The organism is Nocardia asiatica NBRC 100129, from assembly GCF_000308415.1.
GTDB classification, from domain to species: Bacteria; Actinomycetota; Actinomycetes; order Mycobacteriales; family Mycobacteriaceae; genus Nocardia; species Nocardia asiatica.
The window spans coordinates 21,380-42,354 of record NZ_BAFS01000283.1; the positions used below are offsets into that span (position 1 = coordinate 21,380).

Here is a 20,975-nt window from a genome sequence, read left to right on the forward strand (position 1 = left end):
TCTCGGATACACAGCAGCGACACCGGACCAGACAGCTTTTCGAACGGGGTTCTGAATGACACAGCGCCTGGCGCTCGGCATCACTGTCGGGGCGTCGAATTCGGTCGCCGTGGCGGCTACGGAAGATGGCGACGGCATCGGTCCGTCCGGCGGCGGTCACCTTCGCTCGCATCCGAGCGTGTTGCGACTGTCGGAGGACATGGCGCCCACGCTCGGTGCGGGCGCTCGCTCCACCGGCCGCCATTCCAGTGACGTCCTGCTGGAGGGCTTCCTCGCCAGGGTCGGCGATCCGGTCGGCATCTTCGCTGAGGACGGCTCCTCGTATTCCGCGCCCGACCTGGTGGCCACGGCGATCGGTTGCCTGGTCGACGAGATAGCCGCCGAGACCGGGCACGACGCCGACCGGGCGATGGTCGCCTGCCACCCGGCGTGGTGGTCGCGGCACACCGTCGACATTCAGCGCGACGCCCTCGAGCGGGCCGGGCTCGGCGAGGTGACCCTGGTCCCGGAGCCGACCGCCGCCATCCGCTGGCTCGACGCCGCGCACGGCAGGACCGACGAAGGCGCGGTGGTGGTGTTCGATCTCGGGGCGAGCGGCTCGACCGTCTCGGTGGTACGCACCGGCGAGCACGCCAGCCTGCTGGGCACGCCGCTGCGGAACACCGACGTCGCCGGAGCGGAATTCGATCTGCTGACCATGCGCTACGTATTGGCAAATGCCGTGCTCGCCGCGGATTTCGATCCGTTCGATCCGGTAGTGGAACGCGAATTATCGGCTTTGCGGGAACGCTGCAGAAAAGCGAAAGAAGAGCTTTCCATAAATACCGCGACGGTTGTTCCGGTACGGGTGGACCCCGGGGATCCGTACGGCAGCACCGTGCGGCTGGTGCGCGGCGAACTGGAAGACCTGCTGCGCGGACCGCTGTCGAGTTCGATCGATTCGATTCGCGACGCGGTGCACCGTGCGGGCATCGACATCGGGGATGTCGGCCGGGTCCTGCTGACCGGAGGCGGCGGCGCCATCCCGCTGGTCGCCGAGCTGATCTCCTCCGAGTTCGGCTTGCCCGTCGTGGCGGCTCCCGACCCGGAGCACACCACGGCACGCGGCGCGGCGCTGCTGGCCGCCGATCTGCTCGCCGCGGAGACCGATCAGCTCCCCATGATCGACCCGGGCGTCGAGGACGAGACCGTGCCGCAGCCCAGGGCGCTGCCCTCCGCCGGCCTGGCTGCCTTGCCCGAGGACCGCCCCGCGCGCGGCCGCGCGCTGACCAGCAAGCGGCGCCTCGCGGTGGTGGCGGGCGTCGCGGTCGCCATCGGCCTGCTGACCACCGGAACTCTCGCCATCGGCACCGGCATCCAATCCGGTCCGACCCCTTACCCCTCGACCGAGCAGTCCCCGAGCGGCGCCGCGCAGGTCGCCGCGACGACGGGGGCGCAGACCGGCGACCCGTCCGCTCCCTCCGGCGTCGCCGCCACGAACTCCGCGAGCGCCACCGGCCGGCCGAAAACCGAGGCGCCGCAAGCCGGCTCGCCTTCGTCACCGCCCCAGGGCACCAGCGTGGCCGTGGTGAACAGCGAGTCGAGTCCGGATCAACCCGCCCCCGCGCCGGCGGACTCCCCGGCGCCGCAACCCGCGCCGCAGCCGCAGCCCCAGCCCGCTCCCGCGCCCGCCCCGGCGCCGACCAACCCGTCGCCGCCCACCCAGCAGCCGCCACGACCCACGCCACCCACCGCGCCGAGCCTGCCGACCGGCGTGCTGGGCGACACGCTCGGCACGGTGCTGCGCGCGCCGGGGGAGATCCTGGGAGGCTCCGGTGGCTGATACCGCGTTCGACACTCTTCCGTGCGCCCGGGACATCTTCCGCGAGCTGGACTCCGCCGACGACCAGCCGGTGGTCTACCTCATCCGCGGTCGCTCGCAGACCGGCAAGTCGACACTTCTCGCGGAGATCCGGGCTCGGCTGCGCGCCCGGGGCATCCCGTTGCAGGACGACACCGCCGCCCTTCGGTCCGCGCACATGCGCAACGGCGCGCACTCGGCGACCCGCACCCCGGCCGCGAGCGCCACGGCAGGCGTGACGACCGACATCGCCCGCCCGGCCCTGGTCATCGACAACGCTCACACGCTCGGCCAACTCGATCTGGAATATCTCTGCGCGGCGGTGGAGTCCGGGCGTCGCACGGTGGTGGTCGCCGCCCAGCCGCGCCCGCACGACTCGCGGCTGCGGATGCTCGCGGAGGCGGTGGCCCGGCGCGGCAGGGTCGTTGACCTGCGCCCGCTCGGTGTCGCGGACATGGCGCCGTTCGCCAGGGAGCTGGGCATGATGGTGCCGCGCCAGGTCGCGCAGCACATCCACGTGCAGACCGCGGGTATCCGCGGCGGTGTGGTGGCCGCGCTCACGGCCGCCTGCTCGGCGCGCCTGGACGCGGGCATCGCGGCGGTCGACACGGCCGTCGCCGCCTGGGCGCGCGGGTTGCTGGACAACTTGGAGCCCGACCTGCTGGAGACCCTGGTCGTCGCCACCACGGGAACGGGTCTGGATTCCACCGAACTCACCGAGGTGCTCGGCGTGCAGCAGGCCGTCGCGCAAGATCTCATCGACCGCGCCAGGGCGAGTGCGCTGGTGACCGACGCGGACCTGCTGATCGAACCCGCCGTCGCTCCGCTGCGCACGCTGCTCGGCGACCGCAGGTTCGTCGCGGTCGAGCGCCGGTTGCTCGGCGCCCGGCTGGAGGCGGGCCTGCTGCGGGACCGCACCGCGCTGCAACTGGCCGAGTCCGGCGTCCGCGACCAGCGTCTGGCCGATTTCCTCATCACCGCCGCCGAGCAGGCCGGCCGCGACGCGGTTCGCTATTACGCCGCCGCGGCCGCCGCCGGGGCCGAACTCGATCCGATCGCGCTGCGCTGGGCCGAAGCGGCCGCGCGGACCGGCGACGGCGACACCGCCATGCGGCTGGCCGAGCCGATGCTGGCGCGAACGGGCAGCACGGGCGCGGACCTGGCGCAGGCCGTGCGGATCTGCGCCGCGGTGCTCACCCGCCGAGGATTGGTCGGGCGGGCGGCGCAGCTGTACACCTGGCTCGGCGGCGACCGGGTCGGCCCCGACTGGGCGGTCGGCGCCACGGTGTTGTGCCTGGCGGGTGAGGTGGCGGACGCCAGGGAGATGTCGTCCTCGGCGACGCAATGGCCTCCTACCGAGGCAGGAGCGCACGCGCGGGTGATCGCGACCGCGCTCGCGGACACCCTCGCACCGGGCAACAGCACCGCGGCGGCGGTGTCGGCGCTGGTGCGGGCCGCGCACGCGGACGCGGGCGTGGACCGTTTCCTGCCCTGCACGGCGGCCTCCATCGCGACGCTGCTCTCGCTCGGCACCGGCGAGCCGCGCCGTGCGCAGGACGCGTTGCGGCGGGCCACCGCGAGCGGGTTGCGCTGCCATCAGCTCGACGTGCTCGCGGCCTGGACGGCGATGCTGGGCGGCGACGAGAGAGCTGCCGCGGCCACGGTGGCCGCGCTGAACCACGACGAGCTCGATGTCCGCGACCGGCTGCTCGCCCACGGTGTCGCGGTGGGCTTGGCCCGGCGCAGCGGTGATCACACCGCGCTGGCCCGCGCGTGGCAGGCGGCGTATCCGCTGTTCGACGACGTGCAGGCCGACCTGCTCGCGTTGCTGCCGATCGGCGAGCTGTGGCTGGCCGGTATCCGGATGCGGGACGAACGACGGATCGCTCCCCTGGTGGACGCCGCGCTCGCGCTGCTGCGGCGGTTGGGCGACCCGCCCGCCTGGTCCAACGCGTTCCACTGGTACGGCGTGCAGGCCGCGATCGCGCACGAAAGCCCCGAGGAGCTGTTGCCGCACGCGCGAGCGTTGAAAGCGGCGGCCGAAGCGGGCGACCAGCACGCCGCCGTGCTCGCCGACGCGGGCCGCACCTGGGTGCTCGTGCTGCGTGGGCAGGTCGCGACCGCCCCGGTGCACGCGGCGGTCGCCGCGCTCACCGAGATCGGCATGACCTGGGACGGCGCCCGGCTGGCCAGCGAGGCGGCGCTGGCCGCGGCCGACTCGACCACGGCCACCGCGCTGCTCAAACTGGCCCGCACGGTCCGCGCCGACGCCCGTCCGCAGGAGCCGCAACCCCGGCCGTCGGCGCCGGCCTCGCACGACGGCGACGCTCCCCCTCCGTCGCCGGCGCCGCCGCAAGCCGCGATCCTCAGCGAACGGGAACGCGAAGTCGCCGAACTGGTTCTGCTCGGGCTCACTTATCGCGAGATCGGTGCGCGGCTGTACATTTCCGCGAAGACGGTCGAGCATCACGTGGCGCGCATTCGACGCCGGGTCGGTGCCCGCTCCCGATCGGAGTTATTGTCGATGCTCCGCGCCATGGGACACGGCTCGCTTCTGGTGTGACCGGGGTGCGGTTCCGTCAGCGGGAACGCCGAAGCGAGGTAGGTGAGATGGCCACTGGGGTTGGCCTGCGCGTCGCCGAGGACGAGTGCACTGCGGTCATCGTCACCGATGGCGACGAGCAACCGCGGTACATCGTCCGGGAGTCGATCCTGCACATGTCCGAAGACGGTGACGCCGAACTGGGCGGTCCCCCGTCCACCGGTCACGCGCACTCGATCACCGGGTTCGTGCCCGCCGTCGGTGACCCGGCGGGCATCACGGTCGACGACGGCGAGGCCTACCGCGCCGAAGACCTCGTGGCGACCGCCCTGTTCTGCTTGATCAACTTGGCCGCCGAACATCTCAGCGGTCCGGCCGAGTTCTACGCGACGTATCCGGCCGACTGGCCCGCCGAGCACGTGCGGTCGCTGCGTGACGCGCTGGACTACCTCGGACTGCGCTCGGTGCTGCTGGTCAGCGAGGCTGAGTTGCCCAGTGCCGAAACCGGGGCGGGCGGTGGCTCACTGGCCGAGGACGCGGCGCGCGGGGCGCTGGCGGCCGTGCTGGCCACACCCGCGGGCGCGACCCCGCCCGACCCGTCCACCGCGGAGAACTCGACGGTCGACACCATCGTCATCCCGGCGGTGCCGAGCACGGAGGCGCAGCCACAGGCGTATTCGGCGGCGATCCCGATCTCCGAACCGGTCGCCACCGCCGACCCCGAGCCGGTCGAGAAACCGGCGCCCGCAACGGTTCCCGCGAAGAAGCCGAGGCGTACGCCGTTGCTGATCGCGGGCGCCGCCCTGATCGGATTGGTGCTCGGCGGCATCGTGGTGGCCCTGCTGTTGCGCGACAGCGGCCGGACGCCAGTGCCTCCGCTGCCCGACGCGCAGTCGGAGCAGACCTCGGTGCCCGTCCCGCCCCCGCCGCCGGTCCCGTCCGAGACGACGCCCGCCACCGCCGAGCCGGCCGAGCCGCCGGTGGTGATCACCGAGACCACCACGCCGGAGACCACCACGCCGCCTCCGCCGTCCAGCGAGCCGCCGCCCACCACGACGACGCCGCCCACCACGACGCGTTCCTCGACGGTGCGCAGCACCACGACCACCGGATACCCGTTCCCGCAGCTACCGCAGATACCCACCATCCCCGGCATGGGAATACCGGGTAGTCGGTGATTAGTACCGTCCTTCCCGGGTTTGTGGCTTAGAGTGTTGGCGCTGACCGTGTTGTCGGATGAATTCCCGCACCGGTCGGTTGCTGGACGAAGACTGTGCGCCAACGGATTCTGCCCGTTGCCACGGATTTAGCTGGCACGTGCGTGCCGACGAAGGGACTTCATGCGCAAGTTGGTGGCGCGTCGCGCCGCGGTCAAGGCTGTCGCCATCGCTTCGACCGTTCTCCTGGCTCCCTTGTTCGGCACGACGACCGCCGCGGCGGCTCCCGACGCGCCGGCGCAACTCGCCGCGGACAATCTGCCGCCGGAACTGGTGCAGGCCATCGCGCGGGACCTGAAGATGACCCCGACCGAATACCTGGACCGCGCCGCGCGTGCCCAGCAGCTGCGCGACTACGCGCGCGATTTCCGTTCGGAGCGGCCGGATTCCTACGCGGGCGCCTGGATCGGCGCCGACGGCAAGCCCGTCGTCGCGGTCACCTCGCTGGACGCGGCCAAGATCGCCGCGGCCGATGGCTACCAGACCAGGCTCGCCCCGGTGTCGGCGGACAGCCTGGAGGGCTCGCTGGTGCAGCTCAACCAATGGGTCACCGGTCTGCCGCGGGAGATCTCGCAGGCGATCAACTCGGTGGCCATCGACTTCCTGAACAGCCAACTGGTGCTGAGCGTCGCCAACACCCCCGCGGGCCACATGCTCAACCTGCCGACCCTGCTGGCGAACATCAAGGTCATCCTGTCGCCCAACGCCGGCGGCCCGGTCGAGCGCAGGCCGATGGGCGGGGACACCTACATCAGCGCTCCCGGTTCGCTCGCCGACGCGTCGCTGCGCGCCGTGGACGTGTGCTCGTTCGGGTTCAACAGCATCGACGCCTCCGGCAACGCGCTGAACATCAGTGCGGGCCATTGCGATCCGAATCTGGGCAAGGGCAACCAGGAGGCCGCCGTCTACCTGCCCAACGTCCGGGACATCCCGGCCAGCCCCGAACTGGGCACCTTCGTGCGCGCCTCGCTGGGCGGGCAGTCCGCGCTGGACTACTCGGTGATCAAGCTGAACGAGCGCGCGGTGCGGGCGGGCATGGACCAGCCCTCGGTGCGCGGCGCCAACGGCACCACGCTGGCGATCACCGGCACGGCCGACCCGATCACCGGCGCCCCGGTCTGCAAGTCCGGTCAGTCGTCCACCTTCACCTGCGGCTTCGTCGTGGCCGATCGGGTGGAGACCCAGCTCTACACCGCCCAGGGCGAGAGCAAGACCGTCCGCGGGTTCGCCAGCTCGGCCTGCACGCTCGGCGGCGACAGCGGCGGCGCGATCGTGTCCGGCACGCTGGCGCTGGGCATCACCAGCGGTTCCAACGCCGCGGACGCGCCGAACTGCAACGAGGCCAACATCGCCCTCGCCCAGTACGGCGGCACGGCTTCGCTCGGCATCCCGATCCGGGCGATCCTGGCCGATGTCGACGCCTCCTCCGGCGGCGGGATCGGCAGCGGAATCGCCGTGCGCACCCGGTCGAACGCGGGCTGACCGCGCGCCCGAATCATGTGGTAATCCACATATCCTAGGCCGCAGGGCTATGGGGGAGTCGAGAACCACAAGATGAGTAGGCATACCGCGCGAAACCCCATATAGTCTGCTCATGCTCCTGCCACGTATAGGTCCTCCCCGATCAGCTGCGCGACAGACCGGAATCCGAAAAACAGTGATCGCCGCCTCGGCGGCGATACTGCTGTTCGGGCCCACGGCGGCAGTGGCGACGGCGGAACCCGATCAGGCTCCCGGCCTCCCCGCCGAACTGGTCGCCGCGGTGACCCGCGATCTGAAGATCTCCCCCGCCGAGTACCTGCACCGCGCGGAGCTGGCGCAGCAGGTGGCCGCGTTCGCCACCACCGCTCAGCGGCAGTACCCGTCCGTGTTCGCCGGCTCCTGGCTGGACGACGCGGGCAAGGCGGTCGTGGCGCTGGCCCAGGGTCCCGGCGCCGACGAGGCGAAGAAGGCCGCCGAGTCGGCCGGTTTCGAGGTCCGCAACGTCGCCAAGAGCGAAGCTGCCCTGCGTGGCGAGAAGAGCGCGTTCGAGCGGTGGCTGGAGGGCCAGCCCGAAGCGGTGCGGTCGCTGGTGCGCGGCGCGGTGGTGGACACCGTGAACAACGCGATCGCGGTGCGCGTCGACCAGGCGGGCCTGCCGATGCCGAACTTCATCGACCCGGCGCGCGTCATCGTGATGGCCCCGCCGGTGGCGGGCGAGCAGGCCACGTTGCAGGCCGATGAGATCGCCGGTGAGGCGCGCGGCCCCCTCGCCGGTGGCGACGGCTACGCCTCGGTCGCCGGCCGCAGCTCGCTGCGCTGCTCGCTCGGCTTCAACGGCACCGACCGCAACGGCAACACGGTGAACATCACCGCGGGCCACTGCAACCCCGACATCCCGTCCGCGGGCAGCGGCAACGCCGCCGGCGTCTACGAGATGAGCGGCGAGCGCCTCGGCCCGCAGCTCGGCGTGTTCCAGAAGTCGGTGCTCGGCGAGCAGGACTACTCGATCATCCGGGTCAACGACCAGGTCAAGGACCGCTTCGCCAACAATGGCGTGCGGGCGCCCGGCGCGGCTCCGATCGCGGTCGACGGCGTGGCGACCCCGGTCGTCGGCGCTCCGGTGTGCAAATCCGGTGCGCGCACCGGCTTCAGCTGCGGCGTGGTCAACGCGGTCGACCAGACCGTGCAGGTCGGCGACCGGGAGCTCACCCAGAGCTTCTCGGCCAACATCTGCGCGCTGCCCGGCGACAGCGGCGGCCCGATCGTCACCGGCCGCCTGGCGCTCGGCATCTCCAGCGCGTCGTCGGTGGCGGACTACCCGATCTGCGAGATCCCGAATCTGATCGGCGCCCTGACCGGTAACGTGCCGCAGCTGTTCGCGCAGCCGGTGCACGTGGTGCTCTCGGACAACCCGGGGCTGCGCGTGCGCACCAACTGACCGCAGGAACGCGAGAAGGCCGACAGCCGTTGCGCTGTCGGCCTTTTCGCCGTCTCAGGGGCTTTTCGCTGCCCTTTCGCGGCCCCCTGCGCGGGAAACGCCGCATGGAGTGCGGTACCGGTCCGGCATGCTGGTCGGCATGTGTTTGGTGTTGATCGGCTGGCGCGCGCATCCGGAGTACCGGTTGATCGTGGCGGCCAACCGGGAAGAGTTCTACACCCGGCCGACCGAGTCGATGCGCTGGTGGCCGGAGGCGCCCGGCCTGCTCGCCGGACGGGATACCGGGGCCGTGGGCCGTGCCGCGGGCGAGCCTCCCGGCACCTGGCTGGGGCTGGGCACCCACCCGCACGGTGACAATCGTTTCGCGGCGGTCACGAATGTGCGCAGTCCCGCCGATCAGCGCGCCGACGCCCGATCCCGTGGCGCGCTGCTGATGAACTTCCTGCGCGGGGCCTCCGATCGCGGTCCGGCAGGCGAGTTCCCCGGACCGGAGAAATACGTCCTCGACGTCGCCGTCGCGCCCGACGACTACAACGGCTACAACCTGGTGGTCTCCGACCTGCGCACGCTGTGGTGGCATTCCAATCGCAGCGCCGCCGAGCCACGCGAGTTGACTCCGGGCTTCCACGGCCTCTCCAACGGCACGTTCGTCACATCCGGAGGTCTTGACGTGGGGGAGGCGAATTTGACCGCGCCACAGCCCATCTGGCCCAAAGTGCGGGCCGGGGTGACGGAACTGCGGGAGGTGGTGCGGACCGAGCCCGGCGCGGTGGACCGCTACTTCGACGTGCTGGCCGACCGCACCGAAGCCCCCGACGAGCTGTTGCCGCGGACCGGGGTTCCGCACGAGATGGAGCGGGCGCTCTCGGCGCGGTTCGTCGCGCACACCGTGCACGGCACCCGGGCGAGCACGGTGCTGGTGGTCCGCGAGGACGGGACGTTCGAGATGGTGGAGCGCTCGTTCGGCAGGCAGGGCGAGGAGCTGGGCGAGGTCGTCGTGCGCGGCCTGCTGGATCTCACCGGGTGAACGAGCGGCGGCCCGCCCTCCGAGGAGAGCGGGCCGCCGAGTGATCTGACGCCGTAGGTCTGGCCGGACCTTACTTCGTCGGGGCCTCCGCGGGCTTGTCCGCCCACTTCGTGGTGCCTTCCGGCGCCTGCAGCGTGTTGATCAGGTCGATACCCGCGACAGCCAGCATGGGGCCGCCGACCGCCACGGTGCCGAGGATGCCGCCGATGCCCGCGCCCGCGATCGCGGCCGGGATGCAGCCGACGCCGAGGAACGGCAGGCCGAGGATGCAGCCGATCACCGCGCCGCCGATGACGCCGACCGCGGTGCCGAGGAAGCCGCCGACAGCGGTCGCGATGCCGAACTGGCTGGCGAACTCGTTCTGCGCGCGCTGGTTCTCGATCGGCGAGGCGATCGGCTGCGCGACGACGTTGACCGTGGTGGCCGGCTTGTCCTTGGGAACGTTGACGTTCTGGTCAGGCGTGAGCTCGAGGACCGTGGCGTCTTCCTTCACGACCGGCTTCACCGGGACGACGGTGTCGGCGACCTTGAAGGCGATCGGCAACGTCAGTACCTCGTTGCCCTGCGAGTCCTTGATCTTGTAGACGTCGTCTTCCTTGACGTCCTCGGAGGACTTCGCCAGTTCGAACGTGCCGCCCTTGAGCGTCGTCACGACGGTCTTCTCCACCAGCTTGACCGAGTACCGGATGGGGTCGGCGGCCGGCTCGGCGTCGGCATGGGCGGTCGCCGATCCGATGGTCATCGCACCGATGACCAGCGCGGCCGCCGCGGTGGTTCTGCGGAATTTCATTCAGTTTCCAATCCATCATCAGGTCGTACGTAACCGCTGGTCATCAGCACGCGAGAGCTCTTATCCAGCTAATCCGGGTGATCGGCACCGGATCCTCCCCGAGCAGTGTGAAGACGGTCGCAGCTATCAGAACGTCGTGAGCCTAATAGAACGTCGGGTTTTAAGCGAGATCCCTTATCAGCCATGGGGACTAAGCCAATCCTTACCGACTGGACGGAATGCTTGGACGTTTACGGTGGTGATGGGCCACCCACCAGTGGGATCGGTGCAAATTGCTGTGAGATTGATCACAGGTAAACAGAGGGTCAAGCCCCAGCATATGGGGCTATAGCCCAAAAGCCGATCGTACGATGGACATGGTTGTTACTGGCGGGTAACTTACCTGCAGTTAGGATACGAGCGAACCGAGGCGGTAGCGGAACGCAGCCGCGCCCGGGGTGCCTCTAAAGAAAGGTCGCGACATGAATGCCCTGACAGTGACGCTGGGCACGATTGGGGCGGCGCTCAGCCTTCTGTGTTGGGCGTCGTTCATCGGCGGCGTCCGCAATATCGCGCGCGCCATCATGATCGGACAGCCCGCGCCGGACCGCTGGCGGCCCTTCTTCCCGCGCTTCAAGCAGATGCTCGTGGAGTTCCTCGCGCACACGCGCATGAACAAATTCCGCACCGTCGGCTGGGCGCACTGGCTGGTGATGATCGGCTTCCTCGGCGGCGCCATGCTGTGGTTCGAGGCGTACGGGCAGACGTTCGACCCGGCGTTCCACTGGCCGATCATCGGCAACACCGCGATCTACCACCTGTGGGACGAGATCCTCGGCATCGGCACCGTGGTCGGCATCCTCACGCTGATCATCCTGCGTCAGCTCAACCATCCCCGGTTGCCGGAGCGGCTCTCCCGGTTCAGCGGTTCCAAGTTCGGGCCCGCCTACGTCATCGAGGCGATCGTGCTGCTCGAGGGCCTCGGCATGGTCTTCGTGAAGGCGGGCAAGATCGCCGCCTACGGCCATGCCAACCCGGCGACCGACTTCTTCACCATGCAGGTCGCCAAGCTGCTGCCCGCCAACACCACGATGGTCGCGCTGTTCGCCTTCGTGAAGCTGATGTCCGGCATGGCGTTCCTGTACTACGTCGGCCGCAACGTCACCTGGGGTGTGGCCTGGCACCGCTTCTCGGCGTTCCCGAACATCTACTTCAAGCGTGAGGAAGACGGCGGCGTCGCGCTGGGCGCGGCCAGGCCGATGATGTCGAAGGGCAAGCCGGTCGACATGGAGACCGCCGACCCGGACACCGACACCTTCGGCGCGGGCCGGATCGAGGACTTCACCTGGAAGGGCTGGCTGGACTTCACCACCTGCACCGAGTGCGGTCGCTGCCAGTCGCAGTGCCCCGCCTGGAACACCGGTAAGCCGCTGTCGCCGAAGCTGCTGATCATGTCGCTTCGCGACCACGGCTACGCCAAGGCCCCCTACCTGCTGGCCGGCGGCCGCAAGGACATGGGCGGCGACGAGATCGGCCTGGTCGACGCCGAGGGCAACCCGAACGAGGCGAAGCTGGCCAAGATCGCCGAGTCCGCCAAGGCCGAGGCCGAGCGGCCGCTGGTCGGCGGCGCGGACGTCAACGGCATCATCGATCCCGAGGTGCTGTGGAGCTGCACCACCTGTGGCGCGTGCGTCGAGCAGTGCCCGGTGGACATCGAGCACGTCGACCACATCATCGACATGCGCCGCTACCAGGTGCTGATCGAGTCGGAGTTCCCCTCCGAGCTCGCGGGCCTGTTCAAGAACCTGGAGAACAAGGGCAACCCCTGGGGCCAGAACGCCAAGGACCGGCTCAACTGGATCAACGAGGTCGATTTCCAGATCCCGGTCTTCGGTCGGGACGCCGACAGCTTCGACGGCTACGAGTACCTGTTCTGGGTGGGTTGCGCGGGCGCCTACGAGGACCGCGCCAAGAAGACCACCAAGGCGGTCGCCGAACTGCTCGCCACCGCGGGCGTGAAGTTCATGGTGCTCGGCGCGGAGGAGACCTGCACCGGCGACTCCGCCCGCCGCGCGGGCAACGAGTTCCTGTTCCAGCAGCTGGCGCAGCAGAACATCGAACTGCTGAACTCGGTGTTCGACGGCGTCGAGGATCGCAAGAAGAAGATCGTCGTCACCTGTGCACACTGCTTCAACGCGTTGAACAACGAGTACCCGCAGGTCGGCGGCAGCTACGAGGTCGTGCACCACACTCAGTTGCTCAACCGCCTGGTGCGCCAGAAGCAGCTGATCCCGGTGGCCTCGGTCTCGCAGAACGTCACCTACCACGACCCCTGCTACCTGGGCAGGCACAACAAGATCTACAACGCGCCGCGTGAGCTGATGGCCGCCTCCGGCTCGAACCTGGTCGAGATGCCGCGGCACGGCGAGCGGTCCATGTGCTGTGGCGCCGGCGGCGCGCGGATGTGGATGGAGGAGCAGCTCGGCAAGCGCATCAACATCGACCGGGTGGACGAGGGATTGAGCACCCTCGCCGCGCCTTCTGGTCGCTCCGCAGGCTCCGCTCCTGGGAAGATCGCGACCGGCTGCCCGTTCTGCCGCGTGATGCTCAACGACGGCGTCACCGCGCGCCAGGAGAAGGGCGAGGGCGAGGGCGTCGAGGTCGTCGACGTCGCGCAGCTGATGCTCGACGCCATCGAACGCGTCGAGCCCGCGGTGCTGACCGAGAACCTGACCGTCGTCCAGGAGCCGAAGGCGCCCGTGGCGGAACCCGAGCCGGAGCCCGAACCCGCCCCTGCCGCCGAGGCTGCCGCACCGGCCAAGGCCGCGCCGACCGGCGGCGGTCTGGCCATGAAGGGCCCGGCCAAAGCGCCCGGCGGCGGTGGTCTCGCCATGAAGGGCCCGGCCAAAGCGCCCGGCGGCGGCCTCGGTATGAAGGGCGCGGCCAAGGCGCCCGGCGCGAAGGCTCCCGCTGCGGAACCGGCGGAAGCCGAGGCCACCTCGGCGCCTGCCGCTCCGGTCAAGGGCCTCGCCATGAAGGGTCCGGCGAAGGCTCCGGGTGGTCTGGGGATGAAGGGCGCGGCGAAGGCCCCCGGCGCCAAGGCCGCCGCGGCGCCCGCCGCCGAATCCGCGGCGGATGCTCCGGCAGCCGAAGCTCCCGCGGCCAAGCCGGTCAAGGGTCTCGGCATGAAGGGCGGCGCCAAAGCGCCCGGTGGTGGTCTCGCCATGAAGGGCGCGGCCAAGGCGCCCGGCGCCAAGGCCGCGGAAGCGTCGGCGGCCCCGGCAGGCGAAGAAGCACCCGCCGAGGCGGTTGCGGAACCGGCTGACGCCAAGCCGACCGAAACGAAGCCGACGGTGCCCGCCAAGGGTCTGGCCATGAAGTCCGGCTTCAAGCGGCCCGGCCCGAAGGCACCCGGCAAGGCGGCCCCGGCCGCGACGGCTCCCGCGACGGACCCGGCTCCCGCCCCGGAGACTCCGGCATCGCAGCCCGAAGCCGTGGCCGAGCCGGAGCAGTCCAACGGCGCGAACGGCAACGGCAAGCACGAGGTCGCTCCGCCCACCGCCAAGCCGGGCGGTCTCGGCTTCAAGTCCGGTGCGAAGGCGCCGGGCCGGAAGAACTGAACACGACGATAAGAGCCCGGGTCCTATCGGACCCGGGCTCTTTCGTTCTCCGAGCCGCTCGGCAGATGTCCGGGCGAGCGAAGCCGGACTCGGAGATCTTCCCGTTCAGGTCAGCTCAGGATGTTGGAGCCTGCTTCTCGCCGGTCCCTCGCGAAAGCCCTACGCCACAGCGCACGGGGGCCGAACCGGTTGAGCAAGTCGGCCATGATCAGCTGAAATACGACCTTGCCTCCGCCCTTGGCAGGAGAGTCCTTTTCCGACGCCAGCCAGACTTGAAAGTTCGCCGGGTTGATCGGGATCGAGATGTGTTCGTGCGTGATCGACCACTTGCCGTTCGACCGTCGAAGGCAAACAGTCTCTCGCACCCATATCGACAGCTCGATACCGCCTTTGTGCTTTCCCGAGTCCAGATGAAGCATATTGGCGAATGCGACGTCATCACCCGTGACGATGGTCAGATCGTGCGTCTCCAGGCCGATAGGGCCGTCGTAGCCGTCGAACCAACGCAAGAAGTTACGGCGTACTTCGTCGGTTCCAGTGAACCGGAGAGGGGCGACGGCGTCGTAGTAGACGATGTCGGCGGAATAGAACGACATGAGTCGATCGATGTCCTTCGACCGCTGGGCGTCGGTCCGGCTCGCCAAGAGCGCCCTGATCTGTGGCTCATTCGAAGTCATCGTGTCTCCGTTCGAGAAGTCCGACCAGAGCCAGCTCCCTGGCGTCGGTCCCTGTGGTGTCAGTAGCCCGACGACGCGACAAGGACAGATGTGAGGCGACGCCACCGCGGGCGACCGGATCGAACACCTCTGGGCCGTCCGCCACCCCGAAAGCTCCGCTTGTGGACGATCGGCAGGACGGACAGGCCCGTCCTCAGCGCGAAGAGATCCGCGTCGCGGTGAGCGCGATCCCGGCGGAGGTCCCGGCACGCCGGTGCGAGCACCGGCGGTCCAGGACCGACCGCGTCACGGCCTGGTCAGAGCCGCGTACCGGGCGAGGTGCTCGTCGCTGGAGCCGAATTCGTGCTCGATCACGGTGAGCCGCTTGAAGTAGTGACCGATGGCCAGCTCTTCGGTCATGCCCATCGCGCCGTGCAGTTGTACGGCGTTCTGACCGATGAACCGCGCCGCCCTGGCGACGGTGACCTTCGCCGCCGAGACGGCGCGCGCTCGCTCCTCGGCCGAGGAACGCAGCGAATGAACGGCCAGATGGACCGCCGCGATGGCCTGTTCGAGCTCGATGTGCATGTCGACCATGCGGTGCTGCAACACCTGGAAACCGCCGATCGGCTGACCGAACTGCTGGCGCTGCTTGGCATAGTCGATGGTGTCGGCGAGCACTTTCCGCATGCAGCCGACCGCCTCGGCGCAGATCGCCGCGGTCGCCTCCGCGATGGTCGGCTCGATGACGGTCCAGCCGTCGGACTCCGTGCCCAGCAGCGCGTCGGCGGGCAGGCGCAGGCCGGTGAACACCAGATCGGAGGCGGTCCGGTCGTCGATGGTGCGGTAGGAGTGCACTTCGACCCCGGCCGGGGGATCGCCCGCGTCGAATTCGAGCAGGAACAGCGAGATACCGGCCTCGTCCCGCCGGGCGCCGGACGTACGCGCGGTGATCAGCAGGTGGGTGGCCAGCGGGGCGCCGGTCACGACGGTCTTCGCGCCGTCGAGCACCCAGTCGTCGCCGTCGCGGCGGGCGGTGGCCGACACGTCGTAGGGCGCGTGCCCGGAGGTCGGCTCCAGCGCGGCGAACGCTACGCGCGCGTCGCCGGAGACGATCCGGCGCAGCACGGCGTCGGCCCGCTCACCACCGGAACGCTCGAGCAGTCCGGCGCCGATCACGACCGTGTCGACGAACGGCTCGACCACCAGCGCCCGGCCGAGTTCCTCGGCGATCACCATGAGTTCGACCGGACCGCCGCCGGTGCCGTCCACCCGCTCGGGCAAGGTCGCGCCGAGGATGCCGAGCTCGTCGGCGAAGCCGCGCCAGACGGCGGGCTGCCAGCCGGCCTCCGATTTCGCCGCGGCGCGGCTCTTCTCCAGGTCGTAGCGGGCGCCGAGGTATCCGGCGATCGCGGAGCGGAGCATTTCCTGCTCGGCGGTAAGCGTGAAGTCCATCAGAGCCCCAATGCTGCTTTGGCGAGGATGTTTCGCTGAATCTCGTTGCTGCCCGCGTAGATCGAGCCCGCCCGGTCGTTGAAGTACCGCAGCGGAGCGACAGCCTGCCATTCCGCGCCACTGTGGTAGCCGTCGGCGGGCGGCGTGAACTGGGCGATCGGCCCGCCCGGCAGCGTGGCGTGCGGCTGGTAGACCCGCCCGCGCGGACCCGCGGCTTCCAGCGCCAGTTCGGTGAGCTTCTGGCTGAGTTCGGTGGCGAGGATCTTGAGCATGGACGAGGCCGGTCCGGCGTTGTTGCCCTGCGCCATCGCGGAGATCGTGCGGAATTCCAGGACCTCCAGGACCTCGGTGCGAATCCGCAGGTCCGCCAGCTTCGCCGCGAACGCGCGGTCGTCGATCAGAGGCCTGCCGTCCAGGCCCGGCTGCTGCGCCGCGGCGGTCGCGATGTCCTGGGCCATGACCTGCAACCAGGGGGCCGCGACCCCGCCCCGCTCGTGCACGAGCAGGTATTTGGCGACGGTCCAGCCGTCATCGATCCGGCCGAGCACGTTGGTCTTGGGCACCCGCACGTTGTCGAAGAAGACCTGGTTCTGCACCTGCTCACCCGAGGTCATCACCAGCGGCCGGATCTCGATGCCCGGCGCGGTCATGTCGATCAGCAGGAACGTGATGCCCTGCTGTTTCTTGCCCGTGCGCGAAGTGCGCACCAGGCAGAAGATCCAATTCGCCTCGGTGGCGTGGGTGGTCCAGATCTTGCTGCCGGTGCACACGAAGTCCTCGCCGTCGTCGACGGCGGCCATGGCGAGCGCGGCCAGGTCCGATCCGGCCTCCGGCTCGGAGTAGCCCTGGCAGAAGAAGACCTCGCCGGTGAGGATGCGCGGCAGATAGAACGCCTTCTGTTCCTCGGTACCGAACGCGACGATCGCGGGCGCCACCATCTTGATGCCCATCGGCGAGAGCGCGGGCGCGCCGGCCAGCGCCGATTCCCGCTGGAAGATGTAGTGCTGGGTCAGGCTCCAGTCACATCCGCCGTGCTCCACCGGCCAGGCGGGCGCCGCCCAGCCGCGCTCGTGCAGGATCTGCTGCCACGCCATGCTCGCCTCGTGGTCGGGATACACGCTCGTCGCCAAGCGCCCGGCCCGCCGCAATTCCGGCGTCAGCTTCGCGGCGAGGAATTCACGCACCTCGTCCTGAAACGCCAGATCCTCCGCTGACCAGTCGTATTCCATCTGCCCTCCCAGAGGGTGTGCACCGTTGCTTCCATGGCGAACATCCCGCCACCACGAGACAGAATGTACGGCCGCTTCTCTCAGCGAGTCAAACTGACGTCATGCGCCCGCAGATTGCTCGCCCACCGCGGCCCCGATGCAGGCAGCCGGGCTCGGCTATCCGTCGGCACACCTCGCACGAACCGCTCAGCAGTCTTCGAAGAAGGCTTTCACATAGCCCAAGGATTGGTAGGCGTAGTCGTAGGCCCAGCGGGGGATGGAGAGGGCGGGTTCGGGGTCGGTGAAAAGGAGTTCTCCGTCCCAGCACTTTCGCAGGATGTAGCGGGCCCGGGAGATGTGGGGGGTGAAGGTGACGACGATGACTCGGCGCCAATTGTGGGCGCGGGCCAGGCGGGCGAGTTCTCGGCCCTCGCCGCGGGTGGTGCGCGGAGACGGGTCGAAGCACAGGACCTCGAAGCTGTAGCCGCCGTGGCAGATGCGGTTCAGCATGGGGCTGTTCTCATAGGGGTTGGAGAACACCACGCGGGGCGCGTACCCTTCGCGCGCCAGCCGCAGGCCCAATTGCTCACGCCCGTCGTGTGCTCCGCCGAGAACGAGAACGGCGTCCGCTCGTGCGGGCGGCTCGGCCTGCGGACGCACGTAGACCGGCCACAGCGCGATCGTGGCGACGACGACCGCCAGACCGGCGCCGAGCGCGGCCACAGCCCACCGATGACGTCGCACCATGCCGATGCTAGCCGGGTGCGTCACCATTCCCCCAGGTCAGCGTGCCCGCCTGGGCGATGTCGCCGCATGTACATCTGCTGTTGCCCGGACCCTTGCCTCACTGACGTGGCGTGTCCACCGGCGGGGCTTACCAATCGATCATGCGATGCACAGTCTTCGGAACCGGGTATCTCGGGGCCACGCACGCGGCGTGCATGGCCGAACTCGGGCACGACGTCATCGGGGTGGACGTAGACCCGGGCAAGGTCGCGAAGCTGTCCGACGGAGTGGTGCCGTTCTACGAACCGGGCTTGGAGGATGTGCTGCGGCGCAACCTCGACGCGGGCCGGTTGCGGTTCACCACCTCCTACGCCGAGGCGGCCGCGCACGCTGACGTGCATTTCCTCGGCGTGGGCACCCCGCAGAAGAAGGGCGAGTACGCCGCCGACCTGAAGTACGTGCACGCGGTGGTGGATACGCTCGCCCCGCTGTTGGAACGTCCCTCGGTGATCATCGGCAAGTCCACGGTTCCGGTCGGCACGGCCGCCGCGCTCGGAACCCGCGCTCGCGCACTCGGTCCCGCCGACGTCGAAGTGGCGTGGAATCCGGAATTCCTCCGGGAAGGCTGGGCGGTCAAGGACACCCTGCGGCCGGACCGGCTGGTTCTCGGGGTCGACCGGGAGCGCGCGGCCGCCGGGTGGGTGGAAGATCTGGTGCGTGAGATCTACGCCGATCTCCTCGCCGCCGACGTCCCGTTCCTGCTGACCGACCTGGCCACAGCGGAATTGGTGAAAGTTTCGGCCAACGCGTTTCTGGCGACCAAGATTTCGTTCATCAACGCGGTGTCGGAAGTGTGCGAGGCGACCGGCGCTGACGTGACCATGCTGGCCGACGCGCTCGGCTACGACCAGCGGATCGGCCGCCGATTCCTCAACGCGGGCCTGGGCTTCGGCGGTGGTTGTCTGCCCAAGGACATCCGCGCGTTCATGGCCCGCTCCGGTGAACTCGGCGCCGACCACGCCGTCGCCTTCCTGCGCGAAGTGGACAACATCAACATGCGCCGCCGGGCCAAGGTGGTGGACATGGCCGCTCGCGCCTGCGGCGGCTCGCTGCTCGGGGCCAATGTCGCGGTGCTCGGCGCGGCGTTCAAACCGGAATCCGACGACGTCCGCGACTCCCCCGCGTTGAACGTGGCCGGCATGATCCAGCTGCACGGAGCCGTAGTGACCGTCTACGATCCCAAGGCGCTGGAGAATTCGCGCCGGGTGTTCCCCACGCTGAACTACGCGACATCGGTCGCCGAGGCGTGCGAACGCGCCGACGTGGTGCTCGTCCTCACCGAGTGGGACGAATTCACCGCGCTGCAGCCCCGGGACCTGGACCGCGTGGTGCGCGCCCGCTCGATCATCGACGGCCGGAACTGTCTCAATCGTGCCACTTGGAGAGCAGCCGGATGGGTGTACGCGGGACTCGGCACACCGTAGAGTTGCGGGGCGAGGCGGGCTACTGCCAGACAGACGACCAGTCCTGCCTTAAGCACAGCTGATCGCCGGCGGTAGGGTCCGTCCAGCGGGTCTCCGCCGACGGACGGCGCAGGCTCGCATGTCGTGAAGTGTGAAACGAGATGGGCAGCTGATGAGTTCGGTACTGGGAGTTTCGGTGGGGGCCGGCGCTGTCCGTATGGCGCGACCACACGCCGCCAACCCCCACGGGCATGTCTCCCCCCACACCTTCGATCTGCAGACCATTCCGGTCATCGACCAGAGCGTGGAAGAACTGGCCGCCGAAGCGATCGGAGTCACCCTCGAGGCCACGCCGGGAATCGGCGCGACCGCGATCGCCTACCGCAGTGAGCAGCACGCTCGCGCCATCCGCGCGGCCCTGGCCCGCCAGCAGGTGACCAATTACGAACTCGTGCCCGAGATCGCGGCCGCACTCGAGTTCGCGCAGGCCACCGGCGATATCCGGGGAATCTCCTCACTGGTCGTCTATGACCTCGGCAGCTCGGGCCTGACGGTGAGCGTGGTCGACACGCAGACTCGTGAAGTACGCCACAGCGAGCGCACCAGCGATATCAGCGGCGACTATCTCGACTCCTTGATTCGCGAGCAGCAGATCGCGTCGGGCCGGATCGCGCACCCCCCGAACGCGGCGGGCCTGGCCGCCCTGGACGCGCTGTGCCGGGAGGCCAAGGAACAACTGACCACCAACACCGCGGTGGCGCTGCCCAGCGAACAGGGATTGGTCCTGCTGGCGCAGGAGAACTTCGAATCGCTCATCATGCTGGCGATCGAGTCGTCGGCGCGGATGGCGCGCGACGTGATCGTGCGCTCGGACCGCCCGGTGCACGGTGTGCTGGCCATCGGCGGTTGCGCCCGGATCCCGCTGGTGGCGAAGGTGCTCGAACGCTGGATGGGCGTGCCGGTCATCGTGCCGGACAGCCCGGAGACGGTGATGGCGCGCGGCGCCGCCCTGCTGGCCAGACCGGTCCGCAAAGAGGTCCCGGTCGCGAGCGCCGCGCTGGACGACGAGCTGTCACCCGCGTGGTTGTCGGCGCCGGCGCAACGCGGCAAACGCGAGATCAGCGGCGCCGTGCTGACGGTCAGCGCGCTGGCCGTGGTCGCCGCGATCGGGCTCGGCCTCGGCTACGGACCGCAGGTGCTGGAACGGGATTCGCACACCAGCGAGAGTTCGCCGTCGTTATCGCCCACCACCACACCGCGCACGACCAGCTTGGATCCGCAGGTCGCCGTCGCGCCCGGCACGACGGAGTCGCCCGCGCACGAGTCGGTGGCCGCGCCGCCTCCGAACCGGCGGCAGACCACCAGCGAAGCGCCGCCGACGCCCGGCCCGAACACTATTGTGGTGCCCGGCCTTCCGCCGATCGTGGTCCCCACGATCCCGCCGGAGGTGTTCCCCTTCCCGCCGCCGCCGCCGCGCTGACTCCACTGGGCGTCCGGGCCGTCCGGCTCGGACTCGGCGGCGGATGCACAAC

At 69.7% G+C, this 20,975-nt stretch carries 14 protein-coding genes; 9 read left to right on the forward strand and 5 right to left on the reverse strand.

Annotated features, from left to right (window positions below; translation table 11 throughout):
• Positions 1-55 precede the first annotated feature (55 nt).
• The 6 genes from ON27_RS27570 (at position 56) to ON27_RS27595 (ending at position 9,546) form a co-directional block, all read left to right on the forward strand.
• Positions 56-1,822 carry an Hsp70 family protein gene (locus ON27_RS27570; RefSeq protein ID WP_051047040.1) on the forward strand — a complete coding sequence of 589 codons (1,767 nt, stop codon included), beginning with the start codon at positions 56-58 and terminating at the stop codon, positions 1,820-1,822.
• Entirely contained in the window at positions 1,815-4,403 is a 2,589-nt protein-coding gene (locus ON27_RS27575) for a LuxR C-terminal-related transcriptional regulator (RefSeq protein ID WP_043734052.1), read from the forward strand. Before ON27_RS27570 ends, ON27_RS27575 begins: the two co-directional genes overlap by 8 nt.
• Before the next feature lie 47 nt (positions 4,404-4,450).
• On the forward strand, positions 4,451-5,560 hold the full coding sequence (locus tag ON27_RS27580) for a hypothetical protein (RefSeq protein WP_043734081.1): 1,110 nt from the start codon (positions 4,451-4,453) through the stop codon (positions 5,558-5,560).
• Positions 5,561-5,722: 162 nt separating this feature from the next.
• Complete coding sequence (locus ON27_RS27585; protein WP_043734054.1) at positions 5,723-7,081, forward strand: S1 family peptidase; 1,359 nt, start codon at positions 5,723-5,725, stop codon at positions 7,079-7,081.
• Positions 7,082-7,256: 175 nt separating this feature from the next.
• Positions 7,257-8,519, forward strand: coding sequence for a S1 family peptidase (locus ON27_RS27590; RefSeq protein ID WP_245560215.1), 1,263 nt, complete (start codon positions 7,257-7,259; stop codon positions 8,517-8,519).
• A 139-nt stretch (positions 8,520-8,658) separates the two neighbouring features.
• The gene (locus ON27_RS27595) at positions 8,659-9,546 is read left to right on the forward strand and encodes an NRDE family protein (protein ID WP_043734084.1); all 888 of its coding nucleotides are present in this window, start codon (positions 8,659-8,661) and stop codon (positions 9,544-9,546) included.
• Between the two features lie 70 nt (positions 9,547-9,616).
• Here the strand turns inward: ON27_RS27595 and ON27_RS27600 are convergent, their stop codons facing one another.
• Positions 9,617-10,336 carry a DUF8020 domain-containing protein gene (locus tag ON27_RS27600; RefSeq protein WP_043734056.1) on the reverse strand — a complete coding sequence of 240 codons (720 nt, stop codon included), beginning with the start codon at positions 10,334-10,336 and terminating at the stop codon, positions 9,617-9,619.
• A gap of 461 nt (positions 10,337-10,797) precedes the next feature.
• Between ON27_RS27600 and ON27_RS27605 the strand changes: the two genes are divergently transcribed.
• The gene (locus ON27_RS27605; protein WP_043734058.1) at positions 10,798-13,935 is read left to right on the forward strand and encodes a (Fe-S)-binding protein; all 3,138 of its coding nucleotides are present in this window, start codon (positions 10,798-10,800) and stop codon (positions 13,933-13,935) included.
• Positions 13,936-14,045: 110 nt separating this feature from the next.
• On the opposite strand, the gene ON27_RS27610 is transcribed toward ON27_RS27605, so the two are convergent.
• The 4 genes from ON27_RS27610 to ON27_RS27625 form a co-directional block, all read right to left on the reverse strand.
• Positions 14,046-14,612, reverse strand: a complete 567-nt coding sequence (locus ON27_RS27610; protein WP_051047042.1) for a YybH family protein — start codon at positions 14,610-14,612, stop codon at positions 14,046-14,048.
• 285 nt (positions 14,613-14,897) lie between these two features.
• On the reverse strand, positions 14,898-16,046 hold the full coding sequence (locus tag ON27_RS27615; protein WP_043734060.1) for an acyl-CoA dehydrogenase family protein: 1,149 nt from the start codon (positions 16,044-16,046) through the stop codon (positions 14,898-14,900).
• Entirely contained in the window at positions 16,046-17,275 is a 1,230-nt protein-coding gene (locus ON27_RS27620) for an acyl-CoA dehydrogenase family protein (protein ID WP_043734061.1), read from the reverse strand. The genes ON27_RS27615 and ON27_RS27620 overlap by 1 nt, the downstream gene beginning before the upstream one ends.
• A gap of 186 nt (positions 17,276-17,461) precedes the next feature.
• A complete protein-coding gene (locus ON27_RS27625) occupies positions 17,462-18,001 on the reverse strand; it encodes a YdcF family protein (RefSeq protein WP_051047043.1) in 540 nt (179 codons plus the stop codon).
• Between the two features lie 140 nt (positions 18,002-18,141).
• Between ON27_RS27625 and ON27_RS27630 the strand changes: the two genes are divergently transcribed.
• Positions 18,142-19,464: a UDP-glucose dehydrogenase family protein gene (locus ON27_RS27630; RefSeq protein WP_043734063.1), complete on the forward strand. Its 1,323-nt coding sequence runs from the start codon at positions 18,142-18,144 to the stop codon at positions 19,462-19,464.
• Between the two features lie 151 nt (positions 19,465-19,615).
• Positions 19,616-20,923 carry a DUF7159 family protein gene (locus ON27_RS27635; protein ID WP_063711381.1) on the forward strand — a complete coding sequence of 436 codons (1,308 nt, stop codon included), beginning with the start codon at positions 19,616-19,618 and terminating at the stop codon, positions 20,921-20,923.
• Positions 20,924-20,975: the final 52 nt, after the last annotated feature.